21 protein-coding genes and 1 pseudogene are annotated in these 21,327 nt (G+C 71.1%); 13 read left to right on the forward strand and 9 right to left on the reverse strand.

Annotated features, from left to right (window positions below):
- Window positions 1–18 precede the first annotated feature (18 nt).
- A complete protein-coding gene (locus LW587_RS02530; RefSeq protein ID WP_442919081.1) occupies window positions 19–1,590 on the reverse strand; it encodes a hypothetical protein in 1,572 nt (523 codons plus the stop codon).
- Between the two features lie 199 nt (window positions 1,591–1,789).
- Here LW587_RS02530 and leuB point away from each other — a divergent pair, with 199 nt between their 5' ends.
- The 3 genes and pseudogenes from leuB to LW587_RS02545 all read left to right on the forward strand — a co-directional run bounded on the left by leuB (window position 1,790) and on the right by LW587_RS02545 (window position 5,018).
- On the forward strand, window positions 1,790–2,902 hold the full coding sequence (leuB, locus tag LW587_RS02535) for a 3-isopropylmalate dehydrogenase (protein ID WP_232628026.1): 1,113 nt from the start codon (window positions 1,790–1,792) through the stop codon (window positions 2,900–2,902).
- A pseudogene (locus LW587_RS02540) lies at window positions 2,899–4,243 on the forward strand (flavin monoamine oxidase family protein). The gene leuB and the pseudogene LW587_RS02540 overlap by 4 nt, the downstream one beginning before the upstream one ends.
- Window positions 4,244–4,421: 178 nt before the next feature.
- Window positions 4,422–5,018, forward strand: a complete 597-nt coding sequence (locus LW587_RS02545; protein ID WP_232628027.1) for a Crp/Fnr family transcriptional regulator — start codon at window positions 4,422–4,424, stop codon at window positions 5,016–5,018.
- Between the two features lie 6 nt (window positions 5,019–5,024).
- Here LW587_RS02545 and LW587_RS02550 read toward each other — a convergent pair whose 3' ends face one another.
- Window positions 5,025–5,453 carry a cupin domain-containing protein gene (locus tag LW587_RS02550; protein WP_232628028.1) on the reverse strand — a complete coding sequence of 143 codons (429 nt, stop codon included), beginning with the start codon at window positions 5,451–5,453 and terminating at the stop codon, window positions 5,025–5,027.
- 265 nt (window positions 5,454–5,718) lie between these two features.
- On the opposite strand from LW587_RS02550, the gene LW587_RS02555 reads away from it, so the two are divergent.
- Window positions 5,719–5,892, forward strand: coding sequence for a hypothetical protein (locus LW587_RS02555; protein WP_232628029.1), 174 nt, complete (start codon window positions 5,719–5,721; stop codon window positions 5,890–5,892).
- A gap of 224 nt (window positions 5,893–6,116) precedes the next feature.
- Here LW587_RS02555 and LW587_RS02560 read toward each other — a convergent pair whose 3' ends face one another.
- Entirely contained in the window at window positions 6,117–6,413 is a 297-nt protein-coding gene (locus LW587_RS02560) for a hypothetical protein (RefSeq protein WP_232628030.1), read from the reverse strand.
- Between the two features lie 345 nt (window positions 6,414–6,758).
- On the opposite strand from LW587_RS02560, the gene LW587_RS02565 reads away from it, so the two are divergent.
- The 5 genes from LW587_RS02565 to LW587_RS02585 all read left to right on the forward strand — a co-directional run bounded on the left by LW587_RS02565 (window position 6,759) and on the right by LW587_RS02585 (window position 11,053).
- On the forward strand, window positions 6,759–6,905 hold the full coding sequence (locus LW587_RS02565; RefSeq protein WP_232628031.1) for a hypothetical protein: 147 nt from the start codon (window positions 6,759–6,761) through the stop codon (window positions 6,903–6,905).
- 257 nt (window positions 6,906–7,162) lie between these two features.
- Window positions 7,163–8,206 carry a sulfate ABC transporter substrate-binding protein gene (locus LW587_RS02570; protein ID WP_442919082.1) on the forward strand — a complete coding sequence of 348 codons (1,044 nt, stop codon included), beginning with the start codon at window positions 7,163–7,165 and terminating at the stop codon, window positions 8,204–8,206.
- A gap of 4 nt (window positions 8,207–8,210) precedes the next feature.
- Window positions 8,211–9,089 (forward strand): sulfate ABC transporter permease subunit CysT, encoded by an 879-nt coding sequence (gene cysT / locus LW587_RS02575; RefSeq protein WP_232628032.1) that lies wholly within the window; start codon window positions 8,211–8,213, stop codon window positions 9,087–9,089.
- Window positions 9,082–10,005 carry a sulfate ABC transporter permease subunit CysW gene (gene cysW / locus LW587_RS02580; protein ID WP_232628033.1) on the forward strand — a complete coding sequence of 308 codons (924 nt, stop codon included), beginning with the start codon at window positions 9,082–9,084 and terminating at the stop codon, window positions 10,003–10,005. The genes cysT and cysW overlap by 8 nt, the downstream gene beginning before the upstream one ends.
- Before the next feature lie 4 nt (window positions 10,006–10,009).
- Window positions 10,010–11,053 carry a sulfate/molybdate ABC transporter ATP-binding protein gene (locus LW587_RS02585; RefSeq protein ID WP_232628068.1) on the forward strand — a complete coding sequence of 348 codons (1,044 nt, stop codon included), beginning with the start codon at window positions 10,010–10,012 and terminating at the stop codon, window positions 11,051–11,053.
- 118 nt (window positions 11,054–11,171) lie between these two features.
- On the opposite strand, the gene LW587_RS02590 is transcribed toward LW587_RS02585, so the two are convergent.
- Window positions 11,172–11,780, reverse strand: a complete 609-nt coding sequence (locus tag LW587_RS02590) for a YqgE/AlgH family protein (RefSeq protein ID WP_232628034.1) — start codon at window positions 11,778–11,780, stop codon at window positions 11,172–11,174.
- 186 nt (window positions 11,781–11,966) lie between these two features.
- On the opposite strand from LW587_RS02590, the gene LW587_RS02595 reads away from it, so the two are divergent.
- On the forward strand, window positions 11,967–12,449 hold the full coding sequence (locus LW587_RS02595; RefSeq protein WP_232628035.1) for a peroxiredoxin: 483 nt from the start codon (window positions 11,967–11,969) through the stop codon (window positions 12,447–12,449).
- A 123-nt stretch (window positions 12,450–12,572) separates the two neighbouring features.
- On the opposite strand, the gene thrB is transcribed toward LW587_RS02595, so the two are convergent.
- Entirely contained in the window at window positions 12,573–13,541 is a 969-nt protein-coding gene (gene thrB, locus LW587_RS02600) for a homoserine kinase (protein ID WP_232628036.1), read from the reverse strand.
- Window positions 13,542–13,637: 96 nt separating this feature from the next.
- Window positions 13,638–14,660 (reverse strand): 4-hydroxy-3-methylbut-2-enyl diphosphate reductase, encoded by a 1,023-nt coding sequence (ispH, locus tag LW587_RS02605; RefSeq protein WP_232628037.1) that lies wholly within the window; start codon window positions 14,658–14,660, stop codon window positions 13,638–13,640.
- Between the two features lie 319 nt (window positions 14,661–14,979).
- Between ispH and LW587_RS02610 the strand changes: the two genes are divergently transcribed.
- The 3 genes from LW587_RS02610 to LW587_RS02620 all read left to right on the forward strand — a co-directional run bounded on the left by LW587_RS02610 (window position 14,980) and on the right by LW587_RS02620 (window position 19,375).
- On the forward strand, window positions 14,980–16,878 hold the full coding sequence (locus LW587_RS02610; protein WP_232628038.1) for a monovalent cation:proton antiporter-2 (CPA2) family protein: 1,899 nt from the start codon (window positions 14,980–14,982) through the stop codon (window positions 16,876–16,878).
- Entirely contained in the window at window positions 16,871–18,316 is a 1,446-nt protein-coding gene (locus tag LW587_RS02615; RefSeq protein ID WP_232628039.1) for an MATE family efflux transporter, read from the forward strand. Before LW587_RS02610 ends, LW587_RS02615 begins: the two co-directional genes overlap by 8 nt.
- Window positions 18,317–18,574: 258 nt before the next feature.
- The gene (locus LW587_RS02620; RefSeq protein ID WP_442919084.1) at window positions 18,575–19,375 is read left to right on the forward strand and encodes a DUF937 domain-containing protein; all 801 of its coding nucleotides are present in this window, start codon (window positions 18,575–18,577) and stop codon (window positions 19,373–19,375) included.
- An 88-nt stretch (window positions 19,376–19,463) separates the two neighbouring features.
- Here the strand turns inward: LW587_RS02620 and LW587_RS02625 are convergent, their stop codons facing one another.
- The 3 genes from LW587_RS02625 to LW587_RS02635 all read right to left on the reverse strand — a co-directional run bounded on the left by LW587_RS02625 (window position 19,464) and on the right by LW587_RS02635 (window position 21,318).
- Window positions 19,464–19,685: a Flp family type IVb pilin gene (locus LW587_RS02625; protein WP_232628041.1), complete on the reverse strand. Its 222-nt coding sequence runs from the start codon at window positions 19,683–19,685 to the stop codon at window positions 19,464–19,466.
- A gap of 371 nt (window positions 19,686–20,056) precedes the next feature.
- Complete coding sequence (locus tag LW587_RS02630; protein WP_232628069.1) at window positions 20,057–20,338, reverse strand: DUF3072 domain-containing protein; 282 nt, start codon at window positions 20,336–20,338, stop codon at window positions 20,057–20,059.
- 92 nt (window positions 20,339–20,430) lie between these two features.
- On the reverse strand, window positions 20,431–21,318 hold the full coding sequence (locus LW587_RS02635; RefSeq protein WP_232628042.1) for a branched-chain amino acid aminotransferase: 888 nt from the start codon (window positions 21,316–21,318) through the stop codon (window positions 20,431–20,433).
- Between the last annotated feature and the right edge of the window lie 9 nt (window positions 21,319–21,327).

Consider the following 21,327-nt stretch of genomic DNA (forward strand, 5'->3'; position numbering starts at 1 on the left):
CTTGGCCGGGGATGCAGCTCACGGCGTCCGCGGCCGCACCGTCCAGGTCGCCCAAAAGACCGGGCGGCCGTAGAGCGAGGACGCGTCGCTGCCGTCGGCGCGGGGCGCCCGGCGGTCGAGCCAGGTCAGGAAGCCGCCCTTGTCCGGGTAGATGTCCGGGGTGTCGAGATTGCCGTGGCGGTCGGTCATCAGCCCGAACCCGTCCCGGGTGACACGCCCCAGGGCGTCGCCGCCGGAGCGCAGGCCGAGATAGGCGGTCGAGTGGCCGGCCGCGACCGGCTCAGAGAACAACGACAAAGCCGTGATGCTGCCGGGCGACAGATCGGTGGTGTAGTGCAGGCAGACGTCGGCGATCGGCCCGCCCGAGACGGTGACCGGCCGCGAGCACGCATAGACCACCGCCCAGCGGTCCATGCCCCGGGCCTTGGCGACCCGCACGAGGCTGTCGGCCGGCAGGCCCTCGATCAGGGTCACCGGGGACGACCACGCCCGTTCGGCCAGGGGATCCCGGCTGGTGCGCAGGTAGAGTCCCATCCGGCGCTTCTCCCGCGGCGCCCCGCACTCGGTGGGGAGCACGTCGGTGTAGAAATAGTGGTAGGTGCGGTCGACCATGCTGATCGAGCCCGACAGCCCCCGCGCCTCGAAGCCCGGGGCGGCGCAATGTCCGGTGATGGCCTGGCCGGTCTCGTCGAGCACCGGGGCGGGCTTGGGCGTGGGCGGGGCTTCCCGCCGGCCGCGTCCGCGACGGCGCCCCCCCTCCTCCTGCGGCGGCCCGCCGAAGGGCATCCAGGCCGTGCCGGGATCGGCCGTGACCCGCAGGTCGAGCCCCTGGAAGTCGTAGGTGCGCGCCTGGACGAGGACGCGGCGCTGCCCGCCCTCGGCCGACTCCGTCGCCGTGGTCAGGATCGCGTAATAGGGGTCGCCCGCCCAGTCGCGTCCGGCCACCATCATGGCGCTGCCGGAGGGATCGCCCTCGGTCACCGTGGGCCGCGGGCGGAACGTCATCCGCTCCTGCCCTCGGCCCTGCGCCTGGGCCGGCCCTTGGCCTTGGGCGCGCGCCTCCCGAGCCTCCCGACGGGCTTCGCGGCGGGCGCGGCGGCTCTCCCGGCTGTTGCGGCGGGACTTTCGCGCCTCTGCGGGCGCGCCGCTTGCGGGGCCCGCGTTCCAGAAGCGGGGATCGGTCACCGGCAGGGTGGTGGCGAGCGCGTCGGCCTGCCGGCCGAGGCGCACCGCGCCGCCCGCCGCCGGATCGTCGGCGACCCGGTCGGCCAGGCAGGCCTCGTCGCCCCGGCGGCTCTCCCGGGCGGGTGGCTCGCCGCGATAGATCACCTGGAGGGGCCCGGGTGGCCCGGTCTCCTTGAGGCGCATGATCTGCACGTCGTGGACGTAGCGGCAGGGGGGCGGCAGGGCGTAGACGCCCTCGGCCTCGTCGTCGGAGCGGCAGATTTCCAGGGCACCGCCGCCGGTTTGGTAGCAGGAAGCGCCGCCCTTCGACGCCGCGGCGGCCCGCCCGGACGGCGCCGCGGAAAGGACGAGCAGGGCCGCGACCGAGACGGCGGGGGTGAGGAGAAGCAAGCTGGACCGGAGCACGGGACCTGACCTAGGGCGCGGACTTTGCGAAGGAAGGCGCCGGACCCGAGCCGCAATACGCAGCCCCCCGAAAAGGTTGCCCGCGTCACGAAGACTTGCGGCCGGCCGGCCGCCTCGATAGAGGCCCGGGCACCCAGTACGGCGCCTCTCCCCTTTCGGGACGTGGCGCGACGCCCGTCGAGGCAGCCCCGAGGCCCCCATGACGACCTACAAGCTCCTGCTCCTGCCCGGCGACGGCATCGGCCCCGAGGTGATGACCGAGGTGGAGAAGATCGTCGGCTGGCTCAACCGGTCCGGCCTCGCCTCCTTCGAGACCGAGCGCGACCATGTCGGCGGCTCGGCCCTCGACGCCCACGGCAAGCCCCTCTCCGACGAGACCCTGGCGCGGGCCGACGCGGCGGACGCGATCCTCCTCGGCGCCGTCGGCGGCCCGAAATGGACCGGCGTGGCCTACGATCTGCGGCCCGAGGCGGGCCTGCTGCGCCTGCGCAAGGATCTCGGCCTGTTCGCCAATCTGCGGCCGGCCCTCTGCTACCCGGCGCTCGCCGACGCCTCGGCGCTCAAGCGCGATCTGGTCGAGGGGCTCGACATCATGATCGTGCGCGAACTCACCGGCGGCGTCTATTTTGGCGAGCCGAAAGAGATCACCACCCTGCCGGACGGCTCGAAGCGGGCCGTCGACACGCAGGTCTACACCACCGCCGAGATCGAGCGGATCGCCCACGTCGCCTTCGACCTCGCCCGCAAGCGCTCGGGCCGCGTGGCCTCTGCCGAGAAGAACAACGTGATGAAGACCGGCGTCCTCTGGAAGGAGGTCGTCACCCGGGTCCATGCCGAGCATTATTCCGATGTCGCGCTCGAGCATGTCCTGGCCGACAACTGCGCCATGCAGCTGGTGCGGCGGCCCAAGCAGTTCGACGTGCTGGTGACCGACAACCTGTTCGGCGACGTGCTCTCGGATGTCGCCGCGATGCTGACCGGCTCCCTCGGCATGCTGCCCTCCGCCTCGCTCGGCGCCGCCGACGCCCGCGGCACCCGCAAGGCGCTCTACGAGCCGGTCCACGGCTCGGCTCCCGACATCGCGGGCAAGGGCTACGCCAACCCGATCGCGATGATCGGCTCCCTCGCCATGTGCCTGCGCTATTCCTTCGGTCTCGGCGAGGCCGCCGACCTGCTGGAGAGCGCCATCACCCGGGCGCTCGCCGGCGGGGCCCGCACCCGCGACATCGCGGCTGAGGGCGAGAACGGGATCGACACGGCCCAGATGGGCGACGCGATCCTGCACGAGCTGGAGTCGGTGCGGGGGGCGTGAGCCTCCGCGGCGGAACCGGCCGCCCGGCCGGCCCGCCCGAACACGCCCGGTTCCGCCCGAGCGTTCCGCCGCGGTTTCGCGGCCTCCCGGCCAACCCCGACGTGGCGGTGATCGGCGCGGGCGCGGCCGGGATCGCCGCAGCGCGGCGCCTGATCGCCCGCGGCCTGTCGGTGGCCCTGGTGGAGGCGCGCGACCGTGTCGGCGGCCGGGCCTTCACCGCCCTGATGCGCGGCCACCCGATCGATCTCGGCGCGCACTGGCTCCATGCCGGGCCGGTCAATCCGCTGGTCGCCCTGGGACGGGCCCGCGGCGAGCCCCTGCGGCGGGCGGCGCAGGACGGGCATCTCTGGATCGGACGCCGCCGGGGCCGCGCCGCCGAGCAGGCCGCCTTCTCCCGCGCCTTCGACGTGGCCGACCGGGCGATGACGCTCGCCGCCGGCCGGCGGGAGGACGGGCCGGCCTCCGGCGCCGTGCCGGCGAGCCTCGGACCGTGGCGGGAGCGGATCGGCCTCGTCCACGCCCTGGTCTCGGGCCGGCCCCTCGGGGAGGTCTCGCTGCACGACTGGCCGAGCCTCGAATACGGCGACAATTACTTCATCGCCGGCGGCTACGGCGCGTACCTTGCCCGCCTCGCTCTCGATCTGCCGATCCGCCTCGGCGCCGCGGTCTCCGGCATCGACACCACCGGGCCGGGCGTCCAGATCCGCCTCGCGGATGGCGGGACCCTCGCGGCCCGCGCCGTCGTCGTCTCCGTGCCGATCCCGGTGCTCCAGGGCAGCGTCCGGTTCGAGCCGCCCCTGCCCGCCCGCCACCGCGACGCGATCGACGGCTTCCGCGCCGGCATCTACGAGCACGCCGTGCTGCACTGGCCCTCGGCGCCCTTCCGGGGCCGGGACCGGCTCGCCAGCCTCGTCGGCGGCCGTCACGAGCCGCCGGGGATGCTGACCCGGATCGACGACACGCCGTTCCACTATTTCGAACTCGACGCGGCAAGCGCCGAGGCCGCCGACGCCCTGCGGTCCGGCCCGGATGTTGAGCGCCGCTTCGCCCGGGCGGTGCTCGCCGAGCATGTCGGCGGGCGCCGGATGCGGGACCTCGCGATCCCCGCGGTGACGGCGTGGCGCCACGATCCCTGGTCCCGCGGCGCCTGGGCCGTGGTCCCGCCCGGCCATGCGCAGGCCCGTTCCCTCCTGCACGAACCGGTGGCCGCGCGGATCTGGTTCGCGGGCGAGGCCAATTCCCGCCTGCAATGGGGCACCGCGGGGGGGCGCCTACGCGGAGGGGACCCGCGCGGCCGATGCGATCGCAGATCATCTCTCGGGTGACGTCGCGGGCGTGTGATCCTCGACCCTGTCGAGGCGAGGCTTCATCCTCGAGGGCCCCGGCGGCTGCGGGGCGGATGTCGTCCGCCGGATCGAGGGGAGAGGATCGTCGGTCCTCGCCCATCCCGCCTGGAACGAGGCGTCCCCCTTGCATCGCGCGCCTCGGGGATGCGAACCGCGGTTCGGAGGGAGCGGCCATGAACGGAATCGAGGCGATCGGGTATCTGGGCGCGCTTCTCGCCGCGGTCTCGGCGGGGACGCGCACGATGATTCCGTTTCGGATCGCCGCCCTCGGCGCCAGCGCTCTCCTCCTGGCCTACGGTGCCGTTGTGAGCAGCGGGCCCGTGATGCTCGCGGCCGGCCTCCCGATCCCGCTCCACGCCTGGCGCCTCGCCCAGATGCTTCGTCTCGTGCGCGACACCGGGCGGGCGGCGACCGGCGACCTCTCTCTCGACTGGCTGAAGCCGTTCGGCACCTCCCGGCGCTTCCAGGCCGGGGACGTGCTGTTCCTGAAGGACGATCCGGCCGAGGAGATGTACCTGATCGAGAGCGGGCGCTTCCGCATCGCCGAGCACGGGCTCGACCTGGCGCCCGGCGACATCGTGGGCGAGCTGGGGATGCTCTCGCCCGGCAACCGCCGCACCGGCTCGCTCGCCTGCGTCGAGGCGGGGACCGCCCGGTGCCTCACCTATGCGGAAGTCCGCCAGCTCTATTACCAGAACCCGCAATTCGGCTTCTATCTGCTGAGGCTCACCAGCGGGCGCCTGTTCGAGGCCGGGGTCGAGCGGCCCTGAGGCAGCTCACTCCGCCTGGCGCATGAAGGTGTCGGGCGTGCCCGTCCCGGCCTCGACGAAGCGGATGTCGCGCGGCTCCCGGCGCGGCGTGTCGACGGAGAGGAACACCATCGGCTCCTCCAGAATCGCGGGCACCGAGTGGACGACGCCGCGCTTGAACACGACGAGCCGGCCCGCCCCCACCTCCACCGGCGCCTCCTCGCCGAACCGCATCAGGCAGCGGCCCGAGAGGGCGTAGAGATACTCGTCGCAGGTGTCGTGACTGTGCGGCGGGGTCGGCCGATAGACCCGGAACACCCGGGCGCTCGCCGCCGGGTCGTCGGTGAAGCGGTGATCGGCCACCATCGTGGTGGAGGTGTCCGGCAAGCCGCGCACGGCCTCGGCCACGTCGAACACCGCGTGGCGCAGCGCTCCCTCCGGCATCCGCTCGTCCATGGTCCGGCCCCCGTTCGGTTCGCCGCGGACTATGCCCGCGACGCAGGCGGCTGCGAAGAGCCCGGACCGCGCCCGGTGAACGAAGTCCGCCGGATGTCGCCGTCAACACGAAAGCAGGGGAGTCGCCGTCACGTGATCGCCCGGTCCGGCCGGGAGCATTTCGCCCCGGCGCACGGCGATGCTACGAGTCGGGCGGGCGCTCACGGCGGCCCGGATGCGGCACGCGGCGGCCCCCATGCGAGGTTACGAGGCAAAGGCGCAGGTCATGGCGGACGTCGCCGCCGTGATCGAGCAGGCGCGGCGCGAGGGGCGCGACCCCGCGACGGCCCTGCGCATCGCCCGGGTGACGCTCGCCTATGTCAGCGGCCCGGAGCCCGATCCGGAGCAGACCCGCGCCCTCGCGGCGATCGACCAGGAACTGCGCCAGCTCTCGAACTGACCCGAGGCGGGCGGCAGCCACGCCTCGTCCAGGCCCGACCTATCCCGCCTGGGCGATCAGCGTCACGGCCCCGAAGGCGAGCACGGCGAAAACCGCCACGGCCATCAGAAGGAGGGCCGCCCGGGACTCGCGTAGCTCGTTCTCGCTCATGAGCTCAGCTTAAGCGAAGCCGGCGCGGCCTGAAAAGCTGGCTTGGCCCGCTACGTCGCCGCGGTCGCGCGGACTCACCGCCCCCGGCGCGAACCGGCCGCGGCCCTGTGGGCGCCGGGGGCCCGGCGCGGCGTCAGGACGACGATGTCCTCCGGCGGCACGGTGTCGGAATCCGGGCGCCAGGGCATGACGCTCCAGACCCCGTACCAATCCGGCGGCGGGGACGACAGGTAGCGGTGCGACGGCTCGCTGGCATGGATGAACGCGAAGCCCTCCGGATGGGGCAGGTCCCCGACCTCGAACCCGCAGGAGAGCAGGCCGAGAACGGGGGTCGGCCGCGACGGGCTGCGGGTCGCTACGGAGACGGACATCGAGGGCTCCTTCCCCGAACGGGACGGGGTCCGGCCCAATCCCGCGGGGTGCGGGGGGCCGCGATCCAAACAGCAAAAGCGCCGCCGCCGCCCCTCCCGCGGTCGGGCCCCCTCAAAACATGGTGAACATCGCCTCGACACGTTGAGGGATCGGCGCCGGCGGCCGGTCGTCCGGGTGTGCGGCAAGGGGAGCGCCCGCGGGAGCGGGCTGGTTCGCCGGTTGCGAGTTCGGGCCCGAGCCGCCCGAGCCGCCGCGATCCGTCTCGAAACGGGACAATCGCGGCGGCGGGAACGGCACGCCCGACCCGTGCCGGGACCGACCCCGCTTTGCCGACAGGACGTCCGATGCCGAACTCGTCCGGCGCGCTGCTGCGCCTTCTCCACCGCCGTTTCGCGACCCTCGGGCTCGCCTGCGCCCTGGCCCTCACGGTGACGTGGTGGTTCATCGTCGCTCGCGGCCTGTGGCTCGCCATCGAATGGGCGTCCGCCTGAGCCGCGCCGCGCGCAGGGTCGTAAAACGTTCTTTCTATAGAACCCGACGCGCAGAGAACATTCTTTTGCGCGGGAGGTTCTCGGGAGAACAATGCGGTGACTCCCACCAGGATGCGCTGTTTTCACAAGCAAATTCGCGCATAGGGTTGGCCTGCTAGGCGGGCCGCTCGGATGGCCGCTGCTTGACAACGTTCTTTAAAACGAACAATTCCTTCGTAACGAGCGGGCCCCGGCCCGCCCTGCGGAGGTGAGACGACGTGACTTCACGGATTTCCATCGGACCCGGCGCCACCCCTGTCGGCCGCGCGGCCCTGCTAGGCCTCGCCCTGGCGGTCGGCCTGGTGGGCGGCGCGCAGGCGCAGTCGGAGATCCTCAACGTCTCCTACGATCCGACGCGCGAGCTCTACCGCGACATCAACGCGGTCTTCGCCGAGGAGTGGAAGGCCAAGACCGGCGAGACCATCACGGTGCGCGCCGCCCATGGCGGCTCCGGCTCGCAGGCCCGGACCGTGATCGACGGTATTCCGGCAGACGTGGTGACGCTCGGCATCCCCTCCGACATCGACGCCATCAGCAAGATTTCGAAGAAGATCCCGGCGGACTGGCGCACCAAGTTGCCCAACGAGGGCCTGCCCTACACCTCGACGGTGGTGTTCCTCGTCCGCAAGGGCAATCCGAAGAACGTCAAGGACTGGGCGGACCTCGCCAATCCGGACGTGAAGGTCATCACGCCGAACCCCAAGACCTCCGCCGGCGGACGTTGGAACTTCCTCGCCGCCTGGGGCTACGCCTACGAGAAGGAGGGGAAGAACAAGGAGAAGGCCAACGCCTTCGTCGGCAACCTCTACAAGAACGTGCCCGTGCTCGACACCGGCGCCCGCGGCTCGACCGTGACCTTCGCGCAGCGGGGCCTCGGCGACGTGCTGCCGACCTGGGAGAACGAGGCCTTCCTCGTCCTCGAAGAGTTCGGCAAGGACAAGTTCGACATCGTCGTGCCGCCGACCTCGATCTACGCCGAGCCGCCGGTCGCCCTCGTCGACGCCAACGTCGACAAGAAGGGCACCCGCAAGCAGGCCGAGGCCTACCTTCAGTTCCTCTACAGCGACAAGGCGCAGGCGATCTTCGCCAAGCACCGGTATCGCCCGATGAAGCGCGAGGCCGCCAAGCCCGAGGATCTCGCCCTGCTGCCCGAGGTGAAGCTCTTCAAGATCGAGGACATCCAGGGCTCCTGGGACGAGATCCAGAAGGCGAATTTCGACAATGGCGGCCTGTTCGACCAACTCAGCAAGGCCGGGCGCTGATCCGATGGCGGCTCCCTTGGCCGCTCCTGCGGCTCCCCCCGTGCGGCCGCGGCGGCGCTTCCGCCAGAAGAGCGTGATCCCGGGCTTCGGGCTCACGCTCGGCTACACCCTCACCTGTCTCGGCCTCGTCGTCCTGCTGCCCCTCGCGGCCCTCGTGGCCAAGGCCGGAGGGCTCGGGATCGCGGGGATCTGGGAGGTCGCCACCGATCCGCGGGTGGCGAGCGCCCTGCGGGTCAGCTTCGGCGTGTCGCTGCTCGCCGCGCTCACCGCCTCGATCTTCGGCGGCATCGTCGCCTGGGTGCTGACCCGCTACGATTTCCCGGGCCGCCGGCTCGCCGACGCCGTGGTCGACCTGCCCTTCGCCCTGCCGACCGCGGTGGCCGGCATCGCCCTCGCCTCGCTCTACGCGCCGAACGGCCTCGTCGGCGCGCAGCTCGCCCGGATCGGCATCGAGGCGGCCTACACCCCGGTCGGCATCTTCATCGCCATGGTGTTCATCGGCCTGCCCTTCGCCGTCCGCACGGTGCAGCCGCTGATCGGCGAGATCGACAAGGAAGTGGAGGAAGCCTCCGCCATTCTCGGCGCCTCGCGGGTCGCGACGCTGACCAAGGTGGTGCTGCCGCCGCTGATTCCGGCGGTGCTGACCGGCTTCGCCCTCGCCTTCGCCCGGGGCGTCGGCGAGTACGGCTCGATCATCTTCATCGCCGGCAATCTGCCCTACGTCTCCGAAATCGCGCCGCTGCTCATCGTCATCAAGCTGTCCGAGTTCGACTACCAGGGCGCCAGCGCCATCGCGGTGATCATGCTGGCGATCTCGTTCCTGACGCTGCTCGCCATCAACCTGATCCAGGCCTGGAGCCGGCGGAGGTTCGGCTATGTCTGAGGCGATCGCCCACGGCCCCGCATCCCTGCCCTCGCCGAACCCCTCGCCCGCTCCGCGGGACGCCGCCCTGCGCCCCCGCAGCGTCGTGACGGAGGCCGGCTGGGTCCGCGCCGTCCTGATCGGCGTGGCGCTGGCCTTCCTGGCCCTGTTCCTGGTGCTGCCGCTGATCACGGTGTTCGCCCAGGCGCTGGCCAAGGGCTGGGGCGCCTATCTGTCCGCCTTCACGGAGCCGGATGCGCGCTCGGCGATCCGCCTGACCCTGACGGTGGCGGCGATCGCGGTGCCGTTCAACCTCGTCTTCGGCGTGGCGGCGGCCTGGGCCATCGCCAAGTTCGAGTTCCGGGGCAAGAACCTGCTCGTGACGCTGATCGACCTGCCCTTCTCGGTCTCGCCGGTGGTGTCGGGGCTGATCTACGTCTTGGTCTTCGGCTCGAACGGCCTGTTCGGCGCCTTCCTGATCCAGCACGACATCCAGGTGATCTTCGCGATCCCGGGCATCGTGCTCGCCACGATCTTCGTGACGTTCCCCTTCGTCGCCCGGCAGCTCATCCCGCTGATGCAGGAGCAGGGCACCTCCGAGGAGGAGGCCGCGCTCACCCTCGGCGCGTCGGGCTGGCACGCCTTCTGGACCGTGACCCTGCCCAATATCCGCTGGGGCCTGCTCTACTCGGTCCTTCTCTGCAACGCCCGGGCCATGGGCGAGTTCGGCGCGGTCTCGGTGGTCTCCGGCCACATCCGCGGCCTCACCAACACGCTGCCTCTGCACGTGGAGATTCTCTACAATGAGTACAACTTCGTTGCCGCTTTCGCCGTCGCCTCCCTCCTTGCCGGCCTCGCTCTTGTCACCCTCGCCATCAAATCCTTCCTCGAGTGGCGCTACGCCGACGACATCGCGGCGGGCGCACGGCGTCACTGACCGGATCGGGCAGGCGACCGCGATCCGCATCGAGGATCTCTCGAAGACCTTCGACACGGCGGCCGTCCTGCACGACTTCACCCTCGACGTGCGGGCGGGTGAGCTGCTGGCCCTGCTCGGGCCATCGGGCTCGGGCAAGACGACGCTGCTGCGCATCATCGCCGGGCTCGACTTCCCCGATCGCGGCCGGATCATCTTCGGCGGCGACGATGCCACGCGGGTGCCGGTGCAGCAGCGCGCGGTCGGCTTCGTGTTCCAGCACTATGCCCTGTTCAAGCACCTGACGGTGGCCGACAACATCGCCTACGGTCTCAATGCGCGCCGGCGCTCGGAGCGGCCGGAAAAGGCCGAGATCAAGCGCCGGGTCGGCAACCTGCTCGACCTCATCAAGCTTTCGGGCTTCGCCGACCGCTACCCGTCGCAGCTCTCCGGCGGCCAGCGGCAGCGCATCGCGCTCGCCCGGGCGCTCGCCGTCGAGCCGCGGGTGCTGCTCCTCGACGAGCCGTTCGGCGCCCTCGACGCCCAGGTCCGCAAGGACCTGCGCCGCTGGCTGCGCGAGATCCACGACCGCACCGGCCAGACCACGATCTTCGTCACCCACGACCAGGACGAAGCGCTCGAACTGTCCGATCGGGTCGCCGTGCTGGACCGAGGCAGGCTGGAGCAGGTCGGGACCCCCGACGAGGTGCAGGAAAAGCCGGTCTCGCCACTGGTCCTGAAGTTCCTCGGCGACACGATCGAGGTCGAGGCGATCGCGCAGGACGGCAAGGTCCTCGTGAACGGCCGCACGACGCCGCTGACGGCGCCGGCCGGGCTGACCGGCCCGGTCAAGCTCTACGCCCGGCCCTGGCAGCTGCAATTCGCCGAGGCCGACACGGCCCATCTCCACGGCACGGTGCGCTCGTCCTACCGCACGCAAGGACGCCAGCGCATCGAGGTGGATCGGGAGAACGCCAAGACCGTCGTGGTCGAGGCCTCCGATACGGCGCGCCTCGCGCAGGGGCGCCCGGTGGGGCTGCGGATCGTCGGCGGCTGGGTGTTTCCCTAACGGCGCGAGTGCGCCGCCTCCCCGTTCGGGGAGGCTCCGCGATGAGGTCGGGGCGGACGCGTGAAGCCCCGGCCCCGGATCGGGCGGGAGCGTGATCCGAGCGTCGGAGAACGCCCCGTCAGGCCCGGCCGGCCTCCGCCGAGAGCATCAGCGGATCGACGCCGAGGCCGCGCAGGGCCTGGTCGTACTTCGTGCCGAGGGTGGCATCGAAGATCAGCTCCGGGTCGGCCGGGCAGTTGAGCCAGCCATTGGCCAGGATCTCGTTCTCGAGCTGGCCCGCCTGCCAGCCGGCATAGCCGAGCGCCAGCACGGCGTTCGATGGCCCACGTCCGTCGGCGATGGCCCGCAGGATCTCGACCGTGGCGGTCAGGCAGACCCCCTCGTCGATCTGCAGGGTCGATTGGTCGATATGGAAATCGGCCGAATGAAGGACGAAGCCGCGCTTGGCATCGACCGGCCCGCCCATCAGCACCGGCATGTGGCCAACCCGCTCGCGCAGGCGGATCGCATCGGATTCGCGGGCGATGTCGAGCTGGATCAGCAGGTCGGGCATGCTGAGATCGGCGACCGGCTTGTTGACGATGATCCCCATCGCCCCGTCCGCCGAATGCGCGCAGAGATAGATCACCGATCGGGCGAAGCGCTCGTCGCCGATGCCGGGCATCGCGACCAGGAACTGGCCGTCGAGATAGGCCGGATCTTTGAGCGAGGAGGCGGGTCTCTGCATGGCACCATGCTAATGCGGCCGCGCCGATTGATCCACAAGGCAAACGTGCCCGCGAACTTGGAGCAGCCCCCTGCGCCGTCGCGCCGCGCCTCGACAGGGGCGCAGGCCACGGCTAACCCTGGCCGCGCACGAGCAAAGGCTTTGTCCGGAACGGACTTTCGCCGGACGAAAGCGAGGAGAGTACGGATGACGATTCAGGTCGGCGATCACCTGCCCCAGGTCACCTTCCGGGTGAACGGACCCGAGGGGCCGCAAGCCAAGACCACCGACGACCTGTTCAAGGGCCGCCGCGTCGTGCTGGTCGGCGTGCCCGGCGCCTTCACGCCCGCCTGCCATCGTAACCACCTGCCCGGCTTCGTCAGCAACCGCGAGGCGATCCTGGCCCGCGGCATCGACACCATCGCGATCACCTCCGTGAACGACATCTTCGTGCTCAACGCGTGGCAGCAGCAGAGCGGCGCCGAGGGCATCGAGTTCCTGGCCGACGGAAATGCCGAGTTCGCCAAGGCGGTCGGCCTCGACATGGACGGCACCGGGTTCGGCCTCGGCCCGCGCTCGCAGCGCTACGCCATGCTGGTGGATGACGGCGTCGTGCGGGTGCTCAACATCGAGGACACGCCCTCGAAGGCGGAGATCTCCGGCGCCGAGGCGCTGCTGAAGGTGATCTGACGACAGGCACGGGACAAGCCCTCTCCCCACGCCGGGAGAGGGTCGGCGCCGAAGCGCGTCGGGTCATGGGCGGACTCGATTTGGTTTGGATGGGGCGCTCCCCTCCCCCGCAGCGGGTGGGGGTTACTCTGAAGCCCAGCCGTAATCGCGCGCATGCGTCGCCGTGCGGTGGAACGTCAGGCGGCGGTCATATTCCAGCGGGTCCTTCGGCTGCACCAGCGCGCCGGGGGGCACGTTCAGCCAGTCGACCAGCCGGGTCAGCATGAACCGCATCGCCGCCCCCCGGGCCAGGATCGGCAGGGCCGCGACCTCGGCGGGTTCCAGCCTCCGCACGGCGTCGTAGCCGGCGATCATCGCGCCCGCCTTGTCGCGGTGGAACCGGCCGTCGGCGTCGAAGCACCACGCGTTGAGGCTGATGGCGAGGTCGTAGGCGAAGGCGTCGGTGCAGGCGAAGTAGAAGTCGATCAGGCCCGACACGCCGTCGCCGATGAAGAACACGTTGTCGGTGAAGAGATCGGCGTGGATCACGCCCGTGGGCAGGCCCTGGGGCCAGGAAGCCTCGAGCACGTCGAGATCGGCGCGGGTGCGGGCGGCAAGGCCCGGCGCCACGGTGTCGGCCTGCGCTTCCGCCTGCGCGAAGAGCGGGCGCCACGCCCCGACCGAGAGGCTGTTGTCGCGGCGCATGGGGAAATCCCGGCCCGCCGCGTGCAGGCCGGCGAGCGCGGCGCCGAGCGCCCGGCAATGCTCGGCGTTGGGTCGGCTCAGGGAGACGCCGTCGAGGAAGGTGACGATGGCGGCGGGGCGCCCGCACAGGCGGCCCAGCGCCGTGCCGGACCGGTTGCGCACGGGCTGCGGGCAGGCGAGCCCGGCCCGGGCCAGATGCCCCATCAGATTGATGAAGAACGGCAGATCCTCCTCCCGCACCCGCTTCTCGTAGAGGGTGAGGATGAAGTTGCCGGCGCCCGTATGCAGGAAGAAGTTCGAGTTCTCGACGCCCTCCGCGATGCCCTTGCACGAGAGCATGTCGCCGAGGTCGTACTCGGCGAGGAAGGCGCGCAGCGCCTCGTCGGAAACGTCGGTATAGACTGCCACGGTTGCCGCTACGCCTGAATCCCGCAAAGGAAAGGGGCGCCGTGGGGCGCCCCTGGGGTCGTCGCCGGACGTCCGGCGTGATCGCTGTCGAGAAAACTACTCGGCGGCCTCGCTGCGCAGCTCGCGCGGCAGCGGGAACGACATGTCCTCGATCGTCACCGAGACCTGATCCACCGTCACGTCGAAGCGGGCGGCGAAGGCGTCGATGATCTCCTCCACCAGCACCTCCGGGGCGGAGGCGCCGGCGGTGAGGCCCAGGCGACGCACGCCTTCGAAGGCGTCCCAGTCGATCTCCTCGGCGCGCAGGACGAGGCGGGTGATCGGGCAGCCGGCGCGCTCGGCGACCTCGCGCAGGCGCTGCGAGTTCGAGGAGTTCGAGGAGCCGACCACGATCAGGGCGTCGACCCGCGGTGCGACTTCCTTGACCGCCTCCTGGCGGTTGGTGGTCGCGTAGCAGATGTCGTCCTTGTGGGGACCGTGGATCGCCGGGAACTTGGCCTTCAGCGCCTCGACGATGTGCTTGGTGTCGTCGATCGACAGCGTCGTCTGCGTCACCCAGGCCAGCGCCTGCTCGGCCGGCGGGTTGAGCGCTTCGATCTGGTCGATATCCTCGACGAGGGTGATCGAGCCCTTGGGCAGCTGGCCCATGGTGCCGACGACCTCCGGATGGCCGGAATGGCCGACGAGCAGCACGTGGCGCCCGCGCTTGTGGTGGATCTCGGCCTCGCGGTGGACCTTGGTCACCAGCGGGCAGGTCGCGTCGATGGTGGTGAGCCCGCGCGAGACCGCGTTCTGCGGCACGGTCTTGGCGACGCCGTGGGCGGAGAAGATGACGGGCGCGCCGCTGTCGGGCACCTCGTCGAGCTCGCGCACGAACACCGCGCCTTTGCGCTTGAGCGTCTCGACCACGTATTTGTTGTGGACGATCTCGTGGCGGACGTAGACCGGCGCGCCGTAGATGGCGAGGGCGCGCTCGACCACGTCGATCGCCCGCACCACCCCGGCGCAGAAGCCGCGTGGCGCGCAGAGGAGAATCTCCAGCGGCGGCTTGTCGCCGGTCACGGCCGGATGCGGGACCCGGTCAGGGTCGGCGGTCAGGTTGATGGTGTCGGCGCTCATGATCCGCGATGTGGAGAGGGATGGCCGTGTCTGTCAACCGCAGCGGGCCCGAAAGCCGCCACAGGGTCAGAGGCCCGTCCGCGATGCAGGGAACATAACACATCTGCCGTCAGGCGGGATTCCTGCCGGCCGCAGGGGCCTATGCGCAGGGGGATATGTCTTCCGTATGGCCACCGGCATCGCTCGTCCGGGGCGGATCATCCCTGTCGCGGACCCTGCGGTGTGACGAACGACACCCGAATCGGCCTCGCGGTGGCGGGGCTCGCGGGATAAGGGGAGCTTAATCCCTCGAATTTGTCCCGCGAGGCATCGGGCTTCCATGGCGAGCGCCGCGACCCACGCCAGCTTCCTGCCGCCGGTGCTGACCTTCCTGTCGGCGGCGGTGATCGGCGTCCCGATCGTGCGGCTGCTCGGCCAGAGCGCCGTGCTCGGCTATCTCGTGGCCGGCGTGGTGATCGGCCCGGCCGGGCTCTCGCTGATCGCCGAGCCCGAGACCGCCACCAGCGTCGCCGAGATCGGCGTGGTGCTGCTCCTGTTCATCGTCGGGCTGGAACTCGAGATTTCCCGCCTCGTCTCGATGCGCCGCGACATTTTCGGCCTCGGGACCGCGCAGCTCGCCCTGTGCTCCCTCGCGCTGGCGGGGGCCGGATTGGCGTTCGGCCTGACGCCCGCCGCCGCGACCGTCGTCGGCATCGCCCTCGCGCTCTCGGCCACCGCGGTGGCGCTGCAACTGCTCGAGGAGCGCGGCGATCTCGGCAGCGCCTATGGCGGGCGCTCCTTCGCGGTGCTGCTGCTGCAGGACATCTCGGTCGTGGCGATCCTGGCGCTGCTGCCGCTTCTGGCCTCCGCCGGAGCGACCCCGAAGGACGGCTGGCTCGACGAGGGCCTGCGCTCCACCGCCGCCGCCGCCGCCGCCGTGGCGGGCGTCGTCATCGTCGGGCGCTACGGCCTGAACCCGTTCTTCCGCCTGCTCGCCGCGGCGGGCGGGCGCGAGGTCATGACGGCGGCCGCCCTCCTCGTCGTCCTCGGCACCGCCATGGTGATGGAGAAGGCCGGTCTCTCCATGGCGATGGGGGCGTTCCTGGCCGGGGTGATGCTCGCCGAATCGAATTTCCGCCACCAGCTCGAGGCCGATATCGAGCCGTTCCGCGGCATGCTGCTCGGCCTGTTCTTCATGAGCGTCGGCATGTCGATCGAGCGGGGGCTGCTCCTCGAGCACTGGCCGAGCCTGATCGGCGCGACGATCGCCGCCATCGCGGTCAAGATCGTGCTGGTCGCGGGGCTGTTCCGCCTGTTCGGCTCGCCCTGGCTCGACGCGGTGCGCGGCGCCGCCGTCCTGGCGCCGGCCGGCGAGTTCGCCTTCGTCATCCTGCCCGCGGCGGGCGACCTGCGGGTGCTCGACGCGGACGTGACCCGATTCTGCGTGGCGCTGGCCGCCCTGACCATGCTGGTCGGGCCCATCGCCGCCAAGGGTCTCGACGCCCTGATCGCCCGCCGCCCGGCCGAGGCGCTGCCGCCCTCCGATGTCGGCGAGGCGGCGGAATCCGGCGAGACCCGCGTCCTCGTCGTCGGCTTCGGCCGATTCGGGCAGATCCTGGCGCAGGTGCTGCTCGCCGAGGGCATCAGCATCACCGTGATCGACAAGGATGTCGGGCAGATTCGCGCCGCCACGAGCTTCGGATTCCGCATCTATTACGGCGACGGCACCCGGCTCGACGTGCTGCGCGCCTCCGGCCTCGCCCGGGCCGACCTCATCTGCATCTGCATCGACGATCCGGCGGCGGCGACGAAGATCGTCGACATCGTGCACGAGGAATTCGCGAACGTGCGCACCTATGTGCGGGCCTATGACCGGACGCACGCCATCGCGCTGATGAACCGCGACGTCGACTTCCAGCTTCGCGAGACCGTCGAATCCGCTCTCGGCTTCGGCCGGGCCACCCTGGAAGGCCTGGGGCTGTCCGCCGAGGCGGCGGCGCGGCGGGTCGAGGACGTGCGCAAGCGCGACATCGCCCGCCTCGTGTTGCAGCAGGCCGGCGCCATGCCCGACGGCAGCGGCTGGCTGCGCGGCGCGGCGGAGGTGCGGCCGGAGCCGCTCACGGCGCCGACGCGGCCCTCGCGGGCGCTCTCGGCGGAGACGCGGGGCCTGATCGAGACCCAGCGCCACGAGGCGGCGACCCGCGTCCTGGAGCACGAGGACGCCGCGCCGGATGCCTGATCCGGGTTCCGTGCCGGCGGTGGGGGCGGACGAGGGCGCGGCGCGCTTCGTCTCGGGTTCGATCCTGCGCCACGTCGTCGTGATGAGCGGCACCGGCTCGGTCGGGCTGATGGCGATCTTCGCTGTCGATCTCCTGTCGCTGTTCTACGTCTCGAAGCTCGGCGACCCGTCCCTCACCGCCGCGGTCGGCTTCGCCTCCATCGTCCAGTTCTTCGCCATCGCCATCAATATCGGCCTGATGATCGCGGCGGGCGCCCTCGTCTCCCGGGCGATCGGCTCCGGCGATCGGGCCGGCGCGCGGCGGCTCGCCACCTCGATCACGATGCACGGCCTCGTCGCCTCGGGGCTTCTCGCCCTCCTCCTGCTCGCGGGGCTCGATCCGCTGCTGCGGGCGATCGGCGCCGAGGGCCACACCCTGGAGGTGGCCAAGCGCTACCTCTGGATCAGCCTGCCCTCGAACCTGCTGCTCGGCCCCGGGATGCTGTTCACCGGCCTGCTGCGGGCGGTCGGTGCCGCCCGCGAGGCAATGTCGGTGACGCTCGGCGGCGCCGTCGTCACGGTGTTCGTCGATCCGCTGCTGATCTTCGCGGCCGGACTCGGCGTCGACGGGGCGGCGCTCGCGGTCTGCATCGCCCGGGTGACCTTCGTGGCCATCGGCCTGACCTATGTGCGACGCCGCCGCCTGCTCGAAGCGCCGGGCCTCGCCCGCGTCGTCGCCGACCTGCCCGAAGTGACGCGCATCGCCCTGCCCGCGGTGCTCACCAATCTCGCCCCCTCGGTCGCGAGCGCCTTCGTCGCCCACGCCCTGTCGGGCTACGGCCCCCAGGCGATCGCGGGCAACGTGGTGATCGAGCGCCTCGCCCCGGTCGCCTTCTGCGGCCTGTTCGCGATGTCGGGCTCGATCGGGCCGATCCTCGGCCAGAACTGGGGGGCGGGCCGCTTCGACCGGATGCGGGGCGTGCTGCGGCAGGGGGCGCTGGTAAGCGCGCTCTACATCCTGTCCGTCTGGCTCCTCCTCGCGCTCGCCCGCGGCCCCCTCGCCCGTGCCTTCGAGTTGACCGGCACCGCCGCCGATCTGTTCGGGTTCTTCTGCCTCGCCAGCGGACCGATCTGGTTCTTCAACGGCTTGCTGTTCCTCTCGAACGCCTCGTTCAACAATCTCGGCTTCCCGTTTCTCTCGACGCTGCTCAACTGGGGCCGGGCGACCCTCGGCACGATGCCGCCGGCCCTCCTCGGCGCGGCGTGGTACGGGCCCCCCGGCGTGATCGCCGGCACCGGCTTCGGCTCCGTGGCCTTCGGCTTGACCGGCCTCGTCCTCGCCTTCCGCACCATCGGACGGCTGGAACGGCGACGCACCCCCGGGGCGACGCTGGACCCCGAGGTGGCTGCGGCCGGCGAACCGGTGCCGACCGCGCCGTCGAGCGGGATGCGGCCCTGACCCCGCGGCGGCGCGACAAGCCCGCGCTTTCCATACCGAAATCGCCCCGGAACCCGGGTCATGGCTGGTCAGTGATCGTCCGATAGGACACAGTTCGGCCGGAGCCCGGCCCGGCGGGCCTCCGGTCAGGATGGACGGCGACCCGCGTCGAGCGCACATCCTGCGGGACGCGGATGGGTGTCGGTCAGGCCTTCGAAACCCTGGCCGAGTCCGGATGCGGTCGAGTCCGGGCGAAAAGGCGGCGTGAGGCGTCCGGCCATGTACACCATGTTCGACATCCTGCAGAGTCAGGGCGATGCCAGCGTGAAGGCGTTCGGTCAGCAATTCGGCCTCTCGCCGGAGCAGACCCGCCGCGCGATGGAGGCGCTGCTGCCGGCCCTCACCATGGGGCTCCAGCGCAATGCGAGCGCCGACCCGATGGGGATCGCGCGCATGTTCGGCCTCGGGACGCCCGCCGGCGCACAGCCGGCGGATCTGATGTCCGGCCTGTTCGGCTCGCCGATGCTCGGCCAGGCGGTGATCCAGCAGGCCGCGGCCGCGAGCGGCGTCGGCTCGCAGGCCCTGCGCCAGATGCTGCCGATCATGGCCGGCATGATCGTGGCCGGAATCGTCCACCTGATGCTCAACCCGCCCGCGGCCCCCGCAGCCGAGCCGACGCCTGCGCCGCTCGGCATGGGTCATCTCTGGACCGATTGGCTGAACGGGCTCTCGGCGATGGCCTCCACCCAGGCCGCGGCCCCGCCGCCGCCGCCCCGGCCCCAGATGCGCAAGGAGACGCCTCAGGCGCCCCCCGCCGCCGACACCACCAAGGCGTCGATGGAGGTGATCTCGCAGATGCTCCAGACCGGCGCCGAGGTGCAGGAGCAGAACGTCAAGGCGATGCGGGAGGTGTTCGACGCCTTCTGGAGTCCGCCCAAGGAGGCCGCCAAGACGGAGCCCGCTCCCGCCGCGCCCAAGCCAGGACCATTTTCGTCGCGCGTCGCGGAGCCGCCCGTCGGACCGGGCCCAGAGACGCCCAGCGCGCCCCCCCCTCGCCGCAAGCCCGCCGGCAAGGCCTGAGCCACGCGGACAAGGGGCCCGACGCGGGGCCCCCGACTCTGTGCCGGTCCGACAGGATCGGGGAAGCCGCGGTGACGGCCCGGCGGCGCTACTGCGCGAGGGTGTAGTAACCGACGATCGAGTCGAACATGCCCTTCATCGCCGCGCCGAAGACCGACATGCAGGCCACCACCGCGGCCGCCATGATGGCCGTGAGCAGCGAATATTCGATCGCTGTCGCGCCTTCGGTGTCGTGCCGCAGGCGCGCGGCGGAGGCCCCCAGGCAGCGGATGAGACGGGCAACGGATTCGACGGAAGCAAGCGTTCGCACGGCGAATCGTCCCGGACACTGACAGTTCAGCGACGCTACCCTCGCGGGGTTGAGACGACCTTAAGGGAATAGACGACAGGGACCCCAAACGTGGTTCGGTCGCGTCCGCGCGGGCATTTTCTGACCGCGTTCCGGGGGGGGGTACCCTCGACGCCCGCGGGCCATCGCTCGCCCGAGCCTCGGGCCTCGCGCCGAATCTTGTCCGGCGCCGCGCGGGCTCATCGGATTTCTCTGATCGCGACGCGTGGCAGCGGAACCCAAGGACATCCGAGGTCACCCTGCCGATGCGCCCGATCGGACGCACCGTCGCGGTTCGCTCGTCCTCCCAAGGGAGAGTCGGTGCGAGGCGCCGCCCCGCGCCTCGCCCGGCATCAGGCCTTGCCGGTTTCCTTACGCAGGGCGTCGATGCGCTTCGAGGCCTCCGCCTTGTCGAGATCGGCCTCGAACGCCTCGGGCGACTTGGCCTGCTCGGACAGGGTCTTGAGGTAGGAGGCCTGGGCGCCGGTCATCGGCTCTTCGCCCGTCGTCCACTCATCCGGATCCTTGATCCGGTTCGAGGCATCGGTCGGATCGATCTTCGGATTCTCGGGGTCGGACTTGGCAGCGTCAGACTTGGCGGCGTCGGACTTCGTGGCGCTGGTCTTGCCGGTCATGGAGGCGTCCCGCTTGTTCATGGAATGTTCCAGAAACGCGAGGGGCACGACAGAGTTCCGGGCGCGGTCACGCGCCCGGACGCGAGTCTTTCTCAGGCGGCCTCGGCCCGGGGCTGCACTTCGGCGAGGTAATCGTCCATCAAGGTCCGGGTCAGCTCGCCCGGGGTGAACCGGTAGGGACCGATCTCCGAAACCGGCGTCACCTCCGCGGCGGAGCCCGTGATGAAGCACTCGGAGAAGCCCGTCAGCTCCTCCGGACGAATGCGGCGCTCGACCACCCGGAGGCCGCGGCGCTTGGCCAGCTCGATCACCGTCTGCCGCGTGAGGCCGTCGAGGAACCGGTCGGCCAGGGGGGTGTGGAGCACGCCCGCCTCGATGAAGAACACGTTGGCGCCGGTGCATTCGGCGACGTTGTCCTCCCAGTCGAGCATCAGGGCGTCGGCATAGCCCTTGTTCTCGGCCCGATGCTTCGAGATCGTGCAGATCATGTAGAGGCCCGCCGCCTTCGACGCTGAGGGCACGGTGCGCGGATCGGGCCGGCGGTAATCGGCGATGTCGAGGCGGATGCCCTTCATCTTGGTGGCCGGATCGAAGTAGCTCGGCCATTCCCAGGCCGCGATGGCGAGATGGATCGTGTTCGCCTGCGCCGCCACGCCCATCATCTCGGAGCCGCGCCACGCCACGGGGCGCAGATAGGCTTCGGTGAGGCCGGACACCGCGAGAACCTGGGCCTTGGCGGTCTCGATCTCGTCGACCGAGTACGGGATCGTGAAGTCGAGGAGCTGCGCCGAGCGGTGCAGGCGCTCGGAATGCGCGCGACTCTTGAAAATCCGCCCGCCATAGGCCCGCTCGCCCTCGAAGACCGACGAGCCGTAATGGAGGCCGTGGGTCAGCACGTGGATCTTGGCCTCCCGCCACGGCACCATGGCGCCGTCGAACCAGATCGTGCCCTCGCGCTCGTCGAACGGGATGACGGACATTGTCTTCGG

The sequence above is a fragment of the Methylobacterium sp. Leaf118 genome (assembly GCF_920984675.1).
In the GTDB taxonomy this organism is placed as follows: domain Bacteria; phylum Pseudomonadota; class Alphaproteobacteria; order Rhizobiales; family Beijerinckiaceae; genus Methylobacterium.